This is a genomic window from Rhodanobacter lindaniclasticus, assembly GCF_004799035.1.
Lineage (GTDB): Bacteria > Pseudomonadota > Gammaproteobacteria > Xanthomonadales > Rhodanobacteraceae > Rhodanobacter > Rhodanobacter lindaniclasticus.
The window spans coordinates 68,329-84,059 of sequence record NZ_MWIO01000030.1 but is presented as its reverse complement, the minus strand read 5'-3'; the positions used below and the strand labels follow the sequence as shown (position 1 = coordinate 84,059).

The 15,731-nt window shown below is 64.7% G+C and carries 12 protein-coding genes; 4 read left to right on the top strand and 8 right to left on the bottom strand.

Going from position 1 to position 15,731, the window contains the following annotated elements:
- The first annotated feature begins 11 nt into the window (after positions 1-11).
- From B1991_RS11055 to drmC, 4 genes are read left to right on the top strand one after another with little or no spacing between them, the layout of a single operon-like run.
- Positions 12-1,949, top strand: coding sequence for a BbrUII/HgiDII family restriction enzyme (locus tag B1991_RS11055; RefSeq protein WP_210772121.1), 1,938 nt, complete (start codon positions 12-14; stop codon positions 1,947-1,949).
- Between the two features lie 12 nt (positions 1,950-1,961).
- Positions 1,962-5,981 (top strand): DISARM system helicase DrmA, encoded by a 4,020-nt coding sequence (gene drmA / locus B1991_RS11050; protein WP_023657717.1) that lies wholly within the window; start codon positions 1,962-1,964, stop codon positions 5,979-5,981.
- Between the two features lie 2 nt (positions 5,982-5,983).
- The gene (gene drmB / locus B1991_RS11045) at positions 5,984-7,843 is read left to right on the top strand and encodes a DUF1998 domain-containing protein (protein ID WP_023657718.1); all 1,860 of its coding nucleotides are present in this window, start codon (positions 5,984-5,986) and stop codon (positions 7,841-7,843) included.
- A 13-nt stretch (positions 7,844-7,856) separates the two neighbouring features.
- Complete coding sequence (gene drmC, locus B1991_RS11040; protein ID WP_223194972.1) at positions 7,857-8,606, top strand: DISARM system phospholipase D-like protein DrmC; 750 nt, start codon at positions 7,857-7,859, stop codon at positions 8,604-8,606.
- A gap of 51 nt (positions 8,607-8,657) precedes the next feature.
- On the opposite strand, the gene B1991_RS11035 is transcribed toward drmC, so the two are convergent.
- From B1991_RS11035 to pilL2, 8 genes are all read right to left on the bottom strand, one after another.
- Positions 8,658-9,350: a hypothetical protein gene (locus tag B1991_RS11035; protein ID WP_136258762.1), complete on the bottom strand. Its 693-nt coding sequence runs from the start codon at positions 9,348-9,350 to the stop codon at positions 8,658-8,660.
- 282 nt (positions 9,351-9,632) lie between these two features.
- Entirely contained in the window at positions 9,633-10,382 is a 750-nt protein-coding gene (locus B1991_RS11030; RefSeq protein WP_011805425.1) for a TIGR03747 family integrating conjugative element membrane protein, read from the bottom strand.
- Positions 10,379-12,535 carry a type IV conjugative transfer system coupling protein TraD gene (traD, locus tag B1991_RS11025; RefSeq protein WP_011805426.1) on the bottom strand — a complete coding sequence of 719 codons (2,157 nt, stop codon included), beginning with the start codon at positions 12,533-12,535 and terminating at the stop codon, positions 10,379-10,381. Before traD ends, B1991_RS11030 begins: the two co-directional genes overlap by 4 nt.
- A gap of 8 nt (positions 12,536-12,543) precedes the next feature.
- The gene (locus B1991_RS11020; protein ID WP_023657720.1) at positions 12,544-13,077 is read right to left on the bottom strand and encodes an integrating conjugative element protein; all 534 of its coding nucleotides are present in this window, start codon (positions 13,075-13,077) and stop codon (positions 12,544-12,546) included.
- A complete protein-coding gene (locus B1991_RS11015; protein ID WP_013982131.1) occupies positions 13,074-13,694 on the bottom strand; it encodes a lysozyme family protein in 621 nt (206 codons plus the stop codon). Before B1991_RS11015 ends, B1991_RS11020 begins: the two co-directional genes overlap by 4 nt.
- On the bottom strand, positions 13,679-14,398 hold the full coding sequence (locus B1991_RS11010) for a TIGR03759 family integrating conjugative element protein (protein WP_016851990.1): 720 nt from the start codon (positions 14,396-14,398) through the stop codon (positions 13,679-13,681). The genes B1991_RS11015 and B1991_RS11010 overlap by 16 nt, the downstream gene beginning before the upstream one ends.
- Positions 14,399-14,484: 86 nt before the next feature.
- Positions 14,485-15,132 (bottom strand): hypothetical protein, encoded by a 648-nt coding sequence (locus tag B1991_RS11005; protein WP_023657722.1) that lies wholly within the window; start codon positions 15,130-15,132, stop codon positions 14,485-14,487.
- Positions 15,129-15,695: a PFGI-1 class ICE element type IV pilus protein PilL2 gene (gene pilL2, locus B1991_RS11000; RefSeq protein WP_023657723.1), complete on the bottom strand. Its 567-nt coding sequence runs from the start codon at positions 15,693-15,695 to the stop codon at positions 15,129-15,131. The genes B1991_RS11005 and pilL2 overlap by 4 nt, the downstream gene beginning before the upstream one ends.
- Between the last annotated feature and the right edge of the window lie 36 nt (positions 15,696-15,731).

Below are 15,731 nucleotides of genomic sequence, written 5' to 3'. Positions count from 1 at the left end.
ACAAATACAGAATGACGGTCGACCTGAACGTGCTCGACCACCTCGGGATCAACCTCTACAGCAACATCGCCGCCGTTCTGACCGAGGCCGTCGCGAACGCCTGGGATGCCGACGCCGAGACCGTCGACATCAAGATCGATTCGGACGGCAACCGGATCGAGATCCTCGATGACGGTATCGGTATGTCGGTCGATGACATGAACGGCAAGTACCTGCGGGTCGGTTATCGACGGCGAGATGAAGATCTCGAGCATGGCAAGACGACTGCCAAGGGCCGACCGGTGATGGGCCGCAAAGGGCTGGGAAAACTCTCGCTGTTCTCGATTGCTAACGTCATCGAAGTCGAGTCAGCCAGAGATGGCTCAGCTCATGGCCTCCGCATGACCGTGGACGGAATCCACGAATCGGTTCAGAAGAGGGAGCCCTTCTACAGCCCCGAGTCCCTGCCCGCCGATCAGATCGCGGTAACCAAGGGAACACGAATCGTTCTGCGCGATATCAAGCGCCAGCGGCTCGGTCGTGGTGCGCTGGCTCTTCGCAAGCGCCTGGCGCGCCGCTTCTCTGTGATCGGGGAGGCCCACGGGTTCAAGATCGATCTCGATGGGCAGCCCATCACACCCTCCGATCGTGGCGACCTGCCGATGGTGCAGTTCCTCTGGCAGTTCGGTGACGACGCACTCGACCTGAGTCCCGCCGGTCAGCTCCTGGAGAAGGAATCGCTTCCGAACCGCTTCGATGCTTGGGATACAGGGTGGAAGGTCAGTGGCTGGATCGGCACGGCTAGGTTCCCCAAACAACTGGATAGTGAGGATGCCGGCAATCTGAATGGCATCGTCGTGTTCGCCCGTGGCCGCCTGTTTCACGAGAACATCCTCGACAAACTGAACGACGGGCGGCTCTACACGAAGTACCTCACCGGGCAGATCGAGGCCGATTTCCTAGACGCCGACGACGCACCAGACATCGCGACCAGCGATCGGCAGCGCGTGCAGGAGGATGACCCCCGATATGGGCAGCTGATCGCTTTCCTGAAATCACGTCTTACGCAAGTCGAGAAGCGCTGGACGGAATGGCGCAAGAAGCACGAGGTCGAGAAAGCGAAGGAAACATCGCCCGCCCTCGCCGAGTGGCTCGATACGCTCCCCGAGGGATACAAAAAGAGCGCGGAGACGCTGATCGCCAAACTCAGTGCGCTGCCGGTCGATGAGGAAGAGGATCGGAAGCTCATGTACCGGCACGGCATCCTGGCATTCGAGCGCATGAAGCTGCGCGGCTCGACCGAGGAGTTTGTGACGAGCATCGAGAGTGCCGACAGGCTGCTGGCCGTGCTCGCCGACAGAGACTCGCTTGAGGCATCCCTCTACCGGGACATCGTCAAATCGCGTCTGGATGCCATCCGGGATTTCCAGACCATCATCGATGAGGACGCAAAGGAACGGGTGCTCCAGAAGTACCTGTTCGATCACCTCTGGTTATTGGACCCGGCATGGGAGCGTGCCACGGGCAGCCCGATCATGGAATCGCGCCTGACGACGGAAGGCGTGCTGATCGAAGACATGACCGAGAAAGAGCGCCTGGGCCGCGTCGACATCGCCTATCGCACCAATGCGGGCAAGCACGTCATCGTCGAGCTCAAGAAGGTCGGCCGCAAGATGGGATTGCTCGAACTGGTGGAGCAAGGTCAGACCTACGTCGACAAGCTGAAAAAGATCCTGCGCGAGCAAAACGATGTCAGCCCCAATATCGAGGTGATCTTCGTCCTTGGCAAGACCGTCAACGAAGAGGCATCGAACCCCGACCGCCTCAAGTCATCGATGACATCGATCTCACCGGGCAGCCGCATCGTCCATTACGACACCTTGATTCGGGGCGCTCAAGAGGCGTATTCGGCATACATCGAGAAGAGCAAGTCACTCGACAAGCTCGAAAAGATCGTGGACAGGATTTGAGGTGACCAAGGTATGACGAAAACTTCCAACGCATGGATCGCCATCGATCATGGCCTCGGCACCGACCACAGGCTCGCGCCCTATATCTTGGTTCTGAAGGGTGAGCGTTCTCTCTATCAGGCCATCGAGGAGGACGACTGGGTTCTGGTCCTGAACCCCGTTGGTAGCATCACCCGTGTCGGGCGTGTGCTGCGGGTTCGTTCCGATCTCGAAACCACCACGCTCTATTTCGACCGACTGCTGTCGATCACAGACCCCGTCTCGATCGGCCTCACTGCACTCACGCCACCGTCTTCGAGCAGCATCGGTCGGGTCCAGTGGACCGATTTCGTCGAAGCCCTGCCCAAGGCATTGCACAAGACCATCGCCGAAGTGCCGACGGTCGGTTCCGATCCCAGATCTCCCCAGCATCAGCAGGAACTCGCCTACATCCGCGAACTGCTGCAACTGGCCGTGATGGACGACTTGCTCGGCCCGGCTGGCGGCCCTCATGAGCGCATCGTCGACATGGGTGTGCGGGATCGCTATCTGGTGGGCAAGCTCGCCCCGCGTGAGGCGGCACAGGGTGGCATCGAAGGGCTCGAAGGGCCACTGGCGAACGACGAGGTCGAAGAGCCCACCGACCCGAAGGCGCCCGGCCAGCATGAACCCGGTGCGGAGTTCGGCACGGCGACGGGGCGTGTCGAGCCCGAGTCTGACGCCGCCGATGAGATCGACGCTGCCAGCAATCAATCGTTGGTACCGAGCAGCCTGGGCATGACCTTCTGTGTGGATGGTGACGCCGAACGGATCGAAATCGAGGTGCGCTGGGGTCGCTACGAGCGCAGCGATGAGCACGAGATCTTCCGCATCCGCAAGAACAAGGAGACCGGCGCCGAGGAGCAGACCAAGGCCAAGGTCTGGCAACGCATCCCTTGTGGCGGCAAGCTGGTGCTGCCGCTCACCGAAGGCGTGATCCCTCATCAGGCGCCGGACAAGACCTATCCCGAAGTGCGGGTGCAGGGCTCCGTGCGCGCCAAGAACGCGAATGGCGATCGCTTGGTGACGCTGTTCCTGGTCAACGCACAGGAAGAACCCGAGACCAACCGCGATACCGCCTGGGTCTTCCAGCCGGAGCTGATCGTGCGTTCGGAAGCTGAAGCACCCAAGCGCGCAATCTTCCGCCGCCGGCCTGTGCTGGATGCGGACGGTATGGACCCGGAGCGTGAATCGCTGGAGATGATCTACCGCAACCGGGTGGAGTTCGCGGTGGGGCACGGCGTCGCCGTCCATGCCGAAGCGGCGGATGACGTGACGCTGGCCACCGAGGTGCGCATCACTGTCATGCCGCAGTACGAGGTGCAGGTCACCGAGACACCGGGGCTGGACCCCGCCGACCGGCCGGCGATGAAGGAAATGGTGAGCAGTGGCCTGCTCGACATGCAGCGCCTCGCCACACTGGACATCGATCCGCTGGTCGACGCCCTCAACCTGTTGACCAAGGATTACGCCGCGTGGATCGATGAGCAGCGTGCTCGGGTCGGCATCGACGTGCTTGGCTACGACGCGCAGTCGCAACAGGCAATGGATCGATGCCAGGAGATCCACACTCGCCTGCAGCAGGGTATCGATACGCTGAAGAGCGACGCGAATGCCCTGGCGGCCTTCCGTTTCGCCAACCGGGCAATGGCCACGCAGCGCGTGCGTAGCCAATACGCCCTCGAAATCCGGCGTGGCAAGGACGTCACCGTCGAGCAGTTCGACGTACTGAAGAACCGCAGCTGGCGCCCGTTCCAGTTGGCTTTCCTGCTGCTGTCGATCCCATCGCTGGCCGACCCGACGCACCCGGATCGTGTGCAACCGGTCGAAGCCTATGCCGATCTGCTGTGGTTCCCTACCGGCGGTGGCAAGACGGAGGCGTACCTAGGTGTAGCCGCCTTCACCATGGCCATTCGGCGCATGCAGGGCAACCTGGGCGGCTACGACGGCTCGCGCGGTCTGGCCGTGATCATGCGTTACACCCTGCGCCTGCTGACGCTGCAGCAGTTTCAGCGTGCCACGGCACTGATCTGTGCGATGGAGGTGCTGCGTCGCGAGGCGCTGGCCAAGGGTGACGAATCGCTCGGCATCGAACCCTTCACCATCGGACTGTGGGTGGGCAACAAGGTGACCCCTGGCACGACCGAGGACAGTCATCGGGCCATCGAGGACATCCGCAATCCCGGTAAGTACAACGCCGGCGCGGCGTCTCCTGCGCAACTGACCAGTTGCCCTTGGTGTGGCTCGGAAGTCGCCCCAGGGCGCGACGTGGAGGTCGACAAGGGGCGTGGGCGCACCTTCGTCTACTGCGGCGACAAGAAGGGCCGTTGCGACTTCTCGAAAGGCAAGTCCAGCAAGCTCCCGCACGCGGGCATTCCGGTACTGGTCGTGGACGAGGAGATCTACCACCGTCCCCCGACGATGATGATCGCCACCGTGGACAAGTTCGCCATGATGGCGTGGCGGGGCCAAGTGCGCACGCTGTTCGGTCGGGTCGGCCAGGAATGCGAGCGGCACGGCCTGCTATGGCAAGGCGCGGACTGCCATGGTAACCACCAGGCCGGAAAGGGGCTCGCTGCCACCAAGGTCAAGAACATCAGCCCGATCCGACCGCCGGACCTGATCATCCAGGACGAGTTTCATCTGATCAGCGGGCCGCTCGGCACCATGGTTGGCCTGTACGAGACGGCCGTGGACGAGCTGTGCGGCTGGAAGCTCGGCGAACATATGGTCAAGCCGAAGATCATCGCGTCGACCGCCACGGTGCGTAAGGCCCGCGAGCAGGTGAACAACGTCTTCATGCGGCGTGTGTCGGTGTTCCCGCCGCACGGGCTGGACGTGGAAGACAACTATTTCTCGGTCCAGCGACCGATCGAGGACAAGCCGGGACGGCGCTACCTCGGGGTCTGCTCTCCCGGAAGTTCACGACCTGCGATGCTGATCCGCGTCTACACGGCGTTCCTGACTGCTGCTCAGGCACTGTTCGATCACTTCGGCGAGCCAGCAGATCCGTACATGACCATGGTCGGCTACTTCAACTCGCTGCGCGAGCTGGGGGGCATGAAGCGCTTGGCCGAGGACGACGTGCAGACGCGTTCCTACCGGGTGCAGATGAGCATGGTCGAGCGGCCCGCGTTGGCGCAACGCAGCGTCAGCAACATCCGCGAGCTGACCTCACGGGTCTCCAGCCAAGACATCCCGAAGTACCTCGACAACCTCGAGGTGAAGTTCAAGTCCGAGTTCGATGCCGCAGCCGGCAAGTACGTGACCAAGTGGCAAGAGGGCGACACCCGGGCGATCGATGTGGTGCTGGCCACCAACATGCTGTCGGTGGGGGTCGACGTCAATCGGCTGGGACTGATGGCGGTCAACGGCCAGCCCAAAGGCACGGCGGAGTACATCCAGGCCACCAGCCGAGTGGGTCGTTCCTTCCCCGGCTTGGTCTGCACAGTGCTCACCTGGGCACGACCACGAGATCTCTCGCACTACGAAACCTTCGAGCATTACCACGCCACTTTCTACAAGCACGTCGAAGCGCAGTCGGTGACGCCGTTCTCGCCGCGCGCGATGGACCGTGGCCTGACCGGCTCGCTGCTGAGCCTGATGCGTCTGGAGAACGATGTTTTCAGCCCCAACGAGGGGGCAGGCAAGTTGGACAAGTCAGACCAGACCGAGATCACCGATGCCATCGATGTGCTCGTCAGACGAGCCTGGAATGTCAGCGAGCTGTCCAGCACCAAGGGCCTGGCCGAACAGGAACTCAAGGAGCGCGCAGATGAGTGGGCCAAGGAAGTAGGCAAAGGTGGCCGCATCCTGGCCTATGAGAAGCGCGGCCCCGAGAAGGACAAGACAGTTGCATTGATCAGGTCACCGGGCATCCAGGCCTGGGACAACTGGACCGTACCAATGTCGATGCGCGAAGTGGAGCCCGGCGTGCGTTTGATCATGAATACAAGCCACATCACGGACGACCACGATTGGAAGCCTCGTCCCGCGACGAAGGATGAGGACTGAACATGACGACGAGTAATAAGACTCCAGTCGGAGAAGTAAGACCCAGCCAGTTGCTCTGGACCTACGGGCCAGGGGCGTTGATCGATCTGCCGAGCCTGTCCGTCGTGACGCTTGGCATCGACCGATGGGAAAAGGACCGCTGCCAACCGATCCAGGAAGCCAGACTGCTGGCCGCCGTTCGGAAGGTGCTTGGAGCACAGGTCGAGAACTTGCGGATGCCGCCGTTCCAGAAAAGCGAGCTCGTCGATGTCTGGTCGGCCGAGGCCAACATCGGCGTTCCCGTCCGGCCATTCCCGCGCTGGATGCGCTGCGTGAAATGCGGCCTGCTGTCCCCCTTCGATGCCGGACTGTTCGAGATCAAGGAGAACCGCTTCAGGCCCGAGCGAACCCGGTTCGTCCACAAAGGATGTCGGGGTTCGAAGGGCGATCAACCCGCCAAGGACGCCGATGCCGTACCGGCACGTTTCCTGTTGGCCTGTCGCGATGGTCACCTCGACGACTTCCCTTGGCACTACTTCGTCCACGGTGGAAACAGTTCATGCAAGGGCACGCTACGCTTCTTCGAGAGCGGCGCCTCGCTGCAGACGGAGAATCTATGGGCGAAATGCGATACGTGTGGTGCGTCGAGGAGCATGGCCCACGCCTTCGGCAAGGCCGGAAAAGAGAATCTGCCGGGTTGCCGAGGACGACATCCCCACCTCGACCACTTCGACAACGAATGTGACGAGGAAGCGCGGGCGGTTCTGTTGGGCGCCACGAACAGTTGGTTCCCAATCACACTTTCGGCGCTCGCGATTCCCCAGACCAAGGACCCACTCAGTCAACTGATCCAGGATGGCTGGGAGTTCTTTGAAGAGCTGGAGTCCGAAGCGGAAGTGTTGGTGACGGCGAAGACGCTTAAAAAGACCGGAGCGCTGCCAGGGATCGACAAATATCCTGCGGCGTCGATCTGGTCGGCTATCGAGGCGCACCGTAGCGGTGGCGGACAGGAGGTCGTGGGTGAGGCCGATATCAAGGGCCCCGAATGGGACGTGCTGACAGAAGCGAATCCGCCCACGGACTACCCGCACTTCATGAGCAAGAAGGTCGGCACGCCACCGGCTTTTGCGAAGCACATCGGCAGAGTGCTGCTTCTGGAGCGACTGCGAGAGGTCAATGCCTTGCTCGGTTTTACTCGGGTGGAGGCGCCCGAAGAAACTGGCGACCCGAACGAACGGCCCCAGATGGCCAACCTCTCACGAAGCAAACCGGATTGGGTTCCCGCGAACCAGGTACATGGTGAGGGTATCTTCATCCAGTTCGATGAACCGGCGCTCGTCGCTTGGGAAGCACTACCTGCCGTCGCGCAGGTCGACAAGATGCTCCGGGGCGGCCACAGGGGATGGCGCAATTCACGTCATCTCGATCCTGACGAGGGCTACCCCGGCATTCGCTACGCCCTGCTCCACACGCTATCGCACTTGCTGATTCGTGAGCTGGCGTTGGAGTGCGGCTACAACGCAGCGAGTATCCGCGAGCGAATCTATGCCGACACCTCGGGCGAGAGTCCGCAGGCCGGTATCCTCATCTACACGGCAGCGGCGGACTCCGATGGAACGCTGGGCGGTCTCGTCGATCTCGGCAAGCCGGAGAATCTGGGTCGCCTATTGGAACAAGCCTTGAATCGCTCGAAGATCTGCTCCTCTGACCCGCTTTGCTCCGAGCACGATCCCGAGAAAGATCGCTCACTTCATGCTGCGGCGTGCCACGCTTGTAGCCTGGTGGCCGAGACCTCCTGCGAGCGCGGCAATCGCTACCTGGATCGGTCATTGCTGGTTCCGACCCTGGAACGTATCGACGCGGCTTTCTTCAAGGGCTTGTGACATGGAGAGGCTCTTGGACGCCGTCGCAGCTGTGGTCTGTCTGGTCTCTCCTGAGAAGGTACAGGCCATAGCTAGCCGGATTCGTCGGACCGATGCCAGCAAAGCAGCCGGTGCGCTGTCGGGCGTGGTCAGCACCCCCGTTGCTGCTGAGGTTGTGGATCAGCTCATCGATGCTTGGCGAGCCAGTGAGGTCAGCGCCGATGAGCTTGCATCGATGCTGCTCGCCGCCGGCCATGTTTTCACCAAGGCTACGAATCAACAATCCACCGAACTCGTGTGGACGGGACCGACGACACCCTTCGTCTCGGCTCGACGAACCGAGCAGACGCTACTGCAGGTCATCAACGCCGCTGAGCAGACCCTGTTCATCACCAGCTTCGTGGCCTACAACGTCTCGACCATCGTCAAGGCGCTGAATGCGGCAAGTGATCGCGGAGTGGTCATCTCCATGCTGCTCGAATTGTCTCAGGACCACGGCGGCAGCATCTCGTTTGACGCGATTGGCAAGATGAGCACGCTGGTCTCCGCTGCGAGGCTTTATTCCTGGCGAGACAAAGCCGCCCCGTTCTCTGACGGGCGCGTTCACGCCAAAGTCGCCGTTGCCGATGGCAAGATGTGTTTCATCACCAGCGCCAACCTGACCGGCCACGCGATGGAGCAGAACATGGAGGCCGGTGTGCTTCTCACCGGCGGGCAGATTCCCAAGCTGCTACTAGACCATTTGCAGGCGCTGGTAGACACGAAGACGGTTTCACCCGTCTGAATCGCTACTTCGAAATCCATCTGCCTGCCGAAACGAATGCGTCCTGCCGGATCAGTCCCAGACGACTTCGCAGCCGAGATATTCCCGAAGGACGATTTTCACGGTCAGCCCATTGGCTTGGCTGGTATGGAAGCGATAGTTTCCTTCTTGCACGGCCAACCATCCCTCGGTGAAAGTGTCGGTGCCCGCCACAAGCAGCCTCTGCATCGCACGGCTCCCGACTTCCGGCCAGACATCGAACGCGTCGTCATCGCTTTCGAATGCGGTGCGCTCTTTTTCCGTCATGAGCGACAGCGGCTTGAATCCGAGGCGTGATGGTTCGTGGAGTTGTGGCTCGTTGAGTTCGAATGCGGCATGACATCGAGCCAATTTGAGGATGACGCGACTCACGCGGTCGTTTTCGGCTGCCCAGACAGGGCCTTCTGCACCATCTGTGCGTGCCCGCTGCAATCGGGTCAACAGCGAGGAGTTCGCACGCAAGATACGGCCAATCTTGGCCCTGTGCAGTTTTTCGGGTGCGATGTCCCCGGCGATGACACATTCGAGCAAACAGGCCAGATATTCTTCCTCGAGTGAAAGGCCGTTGTTGCATTCACGGCACGCCGGAGCCGCCATGAGATTCTCTGGATACGGCTCATCCAAGAGAACTTTCGACGGGACGTGATCGATGGTTTCGCTTGGCCCGCCGCAATGCACGCAGAACCCATTGTTTCTGTCGTCGCCGTAGCATCGCAGCTGCTGCATCTGGCCTGCCTCCGAAGCTGTAGGTGCGAGTCGCGCCGCGTGCCTTGGGCAACCCCTGCTGATTTCAGATGGTACAGCACTCGACGAAAGCACAAGGAGAAACTAGCGGAACCAGTGAAATTAGTGCCGTGACAAGCACTTGCGGCTGATTTTGTCCGGCGAAATTAGCGACAGAATCCCCCGGTCAGTTCGCAGCCCAGCCGGTACACGCGCAACAGTGCGCCCGGCGCACCGCTGCGCGTTCGCCCCACTGAACCGGCGTGAGTGACGCTCCTGGGTGTTTCACAAGTACTTCTTGAACGTCGCCGCCGCGATGCACACCGCCACGCCGAGCAGTGCGGCGCTGGGCAGCAGGATCAGCAGCGGGTTCACGCTGACCGGCAGTGCCAGGTAAGTCACCCACGGCAGCACGGCCAGCGGGATCAGGCTGGCCCTGGCGCGGTGATAGATGAACCCCGATTCGCGTCCCGCGCCGAAGCGGCGGATGTCCCGGCGCACCAGGCCGTCCACCAGTCCGACGAAGGCGGTCATCAGGAACAACGGCAGGGTCAGGCACAGCACCAGCAGCCGCACGAGGAAGACCAGCGTCGTGTAGGCCGCCGCGATCAGGTAGCTCTCCACGTTCACGTAGACCAAGCCGATGTAGTAGCGGAAATCCTTGGTCGGGCGATGGCTGCCGGCGCCGGCCTGCGCCGAGGCGTCGCGTATCCAGTCCAGCAGACCGCTCTTCACGAACAGCCAGTCGTAGCCCAGTTCGACCAGCCGGTGCGCGGTGCGCCCCGGCTCCTGCACCAGCGCGCTGCGCGTGAAATGCGTGGAGAGCTGATCCAGCTCGTAGTGCAGCATGCCCTGCGCGTGGCGCCAGCCCTGCTCGGGCCAGAAGAAGTGCATGCCGACGCATTCGATCAGGATGCACAGCAGCAGCGCGCCGCACAGCACGCCGAAGAAGCGGAACGGCAGCGTGACCAGGCCGGCGATCAGCCCCTGCTGTCGTTGCTGCTGGCGCTGGGCAGCGACGGCCGGATCGCTCATGCTTCGGCCTCTTCAGCGGCGGCCATCCGCTTGAAGTCGTCCAGCAGGTCGTCGGGCAGCGCCTTGTCCTGCAGGCCGGGGATGCCTTGGTTCTCCCACCAGTCTCCTGCCTCGACGTAGTGCTGCCGCATGTAGCCGGCCAGCTCCTGCAGATCCTTCGGCATGGCTTCGTCGGGGTCGGGTGCCGGCAGCGGCATGCGGACTTTCCAGAGGTTGCCGCCCTCGATCAGCGCGAAGCACTGCCCCTTCGGTAGCGCCACCACATGCGCGGGCTCGATCAACGGCACGCTGGTCGTGCTGATGCGGTCCTGCGTGTTGGACGTGAACGCGGTATTGCCGTGCGGGTCGGAGCTGTCGGTGGCGCCGCTCATCAGTGCCGTGGCGTACACCTCGACCTTGGGCAGTTGTCGCGTCAGCAGCTCGGCGGTGGCGGTCTCGCGCACGCGCAGCATGAACAGGTTGTTGAAGTTGCCGACCACCTGGCCGGCCTTGGCACGGTTGCCGATGCGCGCCTCGATGTCGCTCAAGGTCTGCGTGTAGGCCGTCACCTGTACGCCGGCACCGCCGCCCTTGTTGACCATCGGAATGAACTCGTCGCCCATGAGTTCATTGAATTCGTCGGCGTGGACGTTGATCGGAATCTTGGCGCTCACCGCGGCGCCGGGCAGCCCGTCATCGATGCCGAACTTGTAGATGTGGCCGGCCACCGAGACCAGGTCGCTGAACATCGAGTTGCCCACCGCTGCCGCGACTTCGGCGTCGGACAGCGCATCCAGCCCCACGTAGACCACCGCGCGCTTGCGGATGACCTGCATCCAGTCGAAGATCGGCCGCGGGTCGGACAGGTCGGAATAGTTCGGTGCGAGCAGTTGCGCGATCTTGCCGGTGGTGAGCTTCTCCAGCAGCGGCAGCAGCGAAGCGACGATCTTGTCGAAGTACGTCCGGTCGTAGCGCACGGCGCTGCGCAGGCCGTCGAGCACCGGGTCATAGATGCGCACCTGGGACAGGTACTGTTCGAGGGCCACCACGCGCTTCTCGCGCCCGATCATGTTGCGCGGGATGTTCTTCTCGTTGAGCTTGCCTTCGAGCTGGACGATGACCTCCCAGGCCTTCGGCTCGTTCTTGGCGAAGTAGTGCTGGGCGTACTCGATGAACAGCGCGTCGATGTTGATGACGTGGCGCTGGATCAGCAGGTAGTCCGGACGCTGCCCCAGCTCGACCAGGGCGCGCGCGATGATGTTGACGAAGCGCCAGGCGAACTCGCGGAACGCCGCGCTGTTGCCCTCGCCCGAGAGCTGTCCGGCGATGCGCGTGGCCACCTCGGAGATCCGCCCGAACCGGCCCACGGCGTTGTAGCGCGCCGAGATGTCGGGCCAGCCCAGATGGAACACGTAGAACTCGCCTTCGCGCCCGGCGCGCTTGGCCTCGACGTACATGCGCTTCAACAGGTCGGCGTCGCCCTTGGGGTCGAAGACGATCACCACCTCGTGCTCGCCGCGGACCTTGCGGCGGATGTCCTGGGTGATGAACAGCTCGGCCAGCCGCGTCTTGCCCACGCGCGTGGTGCCCAGCACCAGGGAGTGGCCGACGCGCTCGCCCAGCGGCAGCGTGACGTCGACCTCGTGCGGCTCGATGCCATGCAGGCGTGGCAGTCCGCCGACCGGCGGCAGCGGTCGCGCCGGGTTGAGCGGGCTGTCCCAGGCCAGCGCGCGCGCCAGTGTCGAGACGGGAAACGGCGCGAACTCAAGCCGCTCCTCCAGCCGCCGGGCGGCCCGGTAGATCGCCGTCGGCTCGACATAGCGGCGGAACCCCGGCCGGTAGGTCTGCATCAGCCGGTGCGTGTGCCGCTGCTCCCAGCGAAAGCCTCGGCCGACGAACAGCCGCTGTTGGCTCACCGGCACGTCGCGGCTGGTCATCACGTAGCGCGGCAGGCGGCGGATGTTGCGGCGATAGCGCAGGATCGCCCAGGCATCGCGCAGGCGAATCGCGCCGAAGATCAGGAAGGCCAGTGCCGAGCCCAGGCCGAGCAGCGGGTTCAGCGCGAGCGACCACGGTGCCACCAGGCACAGAATCGCGGCGCCGGTGCAGACCGCCACGGTATGAAGCTCCACCGCTGGCCGCAGCAGAACCTCGACCGCATGCGGTTGGGCCATTTGCGCACCTACTGCTCGACGCCGGTGGACGTGATGAGCACCGGGTAGTGGCGCAGGCCCAGGCGCTGGGCCAGGTCGTCGCCGGAGGCCGGCGAGAGGCTCAGGCCGGGAGCCAGGCTGCGCAGCGCCGTCAGCGCGGCCATCGACTCCACGTTGACCACCAGGCCCACGGCCTGCAGCTCGCGCAGCGCGGTCTGCCGCTGCCGCAGCCAGGCGCGCGAACGCTCGTCGTCGCCGATCAGGAACAGCGCCGTCAGGCCCGGCGCCCGGTTGACGCGGCGCTGCACCTCGCCCGGCGACAGTTGCGTCGAGCGCACCGGCAGCATGGCGGCTTCGGCGTCGGCCGCATTGCCCACGCGAGGGGCCGGCATCGGGGCCGGCGGTGTGGCCTGATCCGGCTGAGGATTCAGCGACTGGTAGTACGGCAGCGCGGAGTCGCCGCCGCGGTCTTCGACGACGATCAGCGGCCCGGAGACGGTCTGGGCGAAGATGGTGGTCGTGGACAGCAGCCCGATGGCGGCGATGAGGACGGTGTGGTTCATGGCGTGGTGGCCTGGAGAGTTGGAACGGGAACGCCGGGGTCGAGTACGCGGGTCAGGTGCCGATGCACACTGCGCCGGTATCGCGCCGCGGGTGCCCCGCCGGCGGGCCGGTGGTAGCGGCCGATGGCAAGCAGCCAGTCCTCGCCCGGCGTGTGCTGTTCGCGCAGGATTTCCGCAGCGATGGCGAGGTTGCGGTACGGGTCCAGCAGCTCGCAGGGCTGCGTGTAGCGATGCGTGTGGTAGCCGAGATTGACCTGGCCGAGGCCGGCGTCGATGCGATTGGCCGGCGTGTGGGCGAGCGCACGGTGCAGCCCCGCGCAGGCCTCGACGCGGGTGGCGTAGCGCTGTGGCGAGCCGGCGACGTTGAGCGTCCACGGCCAGGGGATCAGGCGCCCGCGCAGCATGGCGCCGCTCTCCTGCAAGGCCACCGCGTACAGCACGGCCGCCGGCACGTCTGCACGATGCGCCGCCAGTTGATAGGCCGGCGGCGGCACTTCCCGCGCCAGGGCGGCCAGCGCCCAGCCGACGGTGGTGAGCAGCAGCGCGGCGCTGGTGCAGCGGATGGCGACGCGGGACGGCCGGTGCTCCCGGCCCGGAGCACCTATTGCCGCTGCCATTGGCCGTTCACCTCGCGCACCACGGCCGGCAGATCGCCGGGCAGGCCGAGCGACAGCCAGCGTCCCGCATCGTGGTTGAGCGTGATGGTGCGGGCGCGCACCCTGGCCGGGTCGATGCCCGCCTGGGTGGCCCACTGCCGGATGCGCGCGTCGTCCTGACGGCTGCCGACCATGTAGAGATCGAAGGCCGTGCCGGCCGCCTGCAACTGCTGCACGCGCTGCGCGCACGGTGCGCAGTCGGCCTTGACGAAGACCGCCAGGCGCCCGGAGCCGGTGTTGCCGGCACCCTGCGCCTTGGCGCCGGGCAGGCTCACGCGCGGCTGGCCGGGAAACAGGCGCTGCCACGCCGCGTCGTAGGCGCGCTGGTAGGCCAGCGTCTTGCCGACGCGCTGGGCCTCGGCCTGCACCTGCAACTCCGCGTAGCGCCTGCGCTCCTCGTCGCTGCGGGCCTCGATGCCCAGCGCCGTGAGCGGATCGAGCTGGGGCGAATAGACCCCGAGCGGCCCCTGCATCAGTTGGCGGTAACGTGCCCACTCCTCGGGCTGAAGCCCCCACTCCCGCGCCTGCCTCTCGTCGAGCGCGGCATCAGCGCCCGGCTGCACCTGGGCGGGCACCATGCGCGAGTTCGTCACCGGGGCCGGCTGGGCGGATGCGCCGAAAGCGGCGAACAGAACGACGGTAGCGAGCAACGGCCGCAGGTTCATGGTCAGCCTCCGCCGAGCCGCCTCAAGGAGGCTGAAGCCCCCTCGGGGGGCTGCGAACGAAGTGAGCGTGGGGGTCATGGCACCTCCTACGGCACCGCAACGCGCTGCGTCTGGCCGTTCACCTGGAACACGCCGGCCTGCGCCTCGATGGACTGCAGTTGCCAGCCGCCCTCGGCATCGCCCTGGCGCAGCAGCCGGGCGCCCGCAAGCGAGGCCGCGGCGGTGGAGGTGATCGACAGAAAGCGCTCGCCGCCACGCAGCTCCACGCCCAGCACCCGGAACGGCGGCTCCGGCACCTTGGGCTTCGTCGCAACCGGAATGCGCGGGCGAGCGGCGGATGCCACCTGCCGGGCCTTCTCCAGGCGGGTTTCGATTGCGTTCACGCGCGCCTGCAGCGTCTGCAGGTCGATGGCCAGAGCCTTCGCCTCATCGGCCTCTTCGAGACGCGTCATCCGTTTGTCCAGCGCCTGCCGCGCGGTGGCGAATTCGGCCTGGCTGATCGGCGCCGGCCGGCGCTTGTCCGCATCGGCCTGTTGTTCGAGATCGGCCACGCGCAGGCCCAGCGCGTTGACCTGCGCATCCTGTGCGCTGCCCTGGGTCTGTTCGGCGAGCCGCGACAGGCCGACGCTGTTGATGAGTGCCACGGCACTGATGAGCAGTAGCCAGAAGGCTGCGGCGATCTTGAGCCAGCGCGTGCGGGAATGGCGCTCGGATGGCGCTTGGGGAAAGGTCATGGCTGCATCTCCTCGGGCCGGTCGGCGTCCGGCACGGGCGTGGCGGTGCCGGGCGGGTCAGCGGAAAGGAAGGTGGGAGCACCGTGCCGGCTGAAGCAGACCTGGCGCCTCAAGTCATCGACCGACAGCTCCCAGGCCGGGCCGGCAAGGGTCAGCAAGGCATCGCGCAGCATCAGCGGGCCCAGGCGCAGGTGTGCGGCAGGCAGCGGCAGCGCGTAGAGCGCGGCGGCCTCGGCCGCATCGCAGAGCCGGTAGCCCGAGCGCAGGAGCACATGGCGCATGGCATCGCCCACGCTGGCATCGAGCATGGGCGGAATCGAGACCTCCACCGCCTGCTGCAAGAGATCACGCTGCGCGGGCTCCGGCACCAGCTCGACCAGGGTGTAGCGGCCGTAGCGGGCCACCGGAACGAAACCTGGCTCCGGCGCGACGGCGGTTGGCGATGCGGCCGGCACCGCTGGCACAGACGGCGTGGCGGTCGTGGCGCAGCCGGCGGCCAGGACGGAGCTGGCTATCGCGCCGTAGATTGTGGGAGGGCTACGAAAACGGGCGAACAGTCGCATGGTTCGGCTCCCCAGAATGTGGAGCCGTCACCATCG

Excerpts from the sequence above, each read along its gene's own strand:
- pilL2 (WP_023657723.1), bottom strand. The coding sequence starts at position 15,695 with ATGCGACTGTTCGCCCGTTTTCGTAGCCCTCCCACAATCTACGGCGCG.
- B1991_RS11020 (WP_023657720.1), bottom strand. The coding sequence starts at position 13,077 with ATGAACCACACCGTCCTCATCGCCGCCATCGGGCTGCTGTCCACGACC.
- traD (WP_011805426.1), bottom strand. The coding sequence starts at position 12,535 with ATGGCCCAACCGCATGCGGTCGAGGTTCTGCTGCGGCCAGCGGTGGAG.
- B1991_RS11030 (WP_011805425.1), bottom strand. The coding sequence starts at position 10,382 with ATGAGCGATCCGGCCGTCGCTGCCCAGCGCCAGCAGCAACGACAGCAG.
- B1991_RS11015 (WP_013982131.1), bottom strand. The coding sequence starts at position 13,694 with ATGGCAGCGGCAATAGGTGCTCCGGGCCGGGAGCACCGGCCGTCCCGC.
- B1991_RS11010 (WP_016851990.1), bottom strand. The coding sequence starts at position 14,398 with ATGAACCTGCGGCCGTTGCTCGCTACCGTCGTTCTGTTCGCCGCTTTC.
- B1991_RS11055 (WP_210772121.1), top strand. The coding sequence starts at position 12 with ATGACGGTCGACCTGAACGTGCTCGACCACCTCGGGATCAACCTCTAC.
- B1991_RS11005 (WP_023657722.1), bottom strand. The coding sequence starts at position 15,132 with ATGACCTTTCCCCAAGCGCCATCCGAGCGCCATTCCCGCACGCGCTGG.
- drmB (WP_023657718.1), top strand. The coding sequence starts at position 5,984 with ATGACGACGAGTAATAAGACTCCAGTCGGAGAAGTAAGACCCAGCCAG.
- B1991_RS11035 (WP_136258762.1), bottom strand. The coding sequence starts at position 9,350 with ATGCAGCAGCTGCGATGCTACGGCGACGACAGAAACAATGGGTTCTGC.
- drmA (WP_023657717.1), top strand. The coding sequence starts at position 1,962 with ATGACGAAAACTTCCAACGCATGGATCGCCATCGATCATGGCCTCGGC.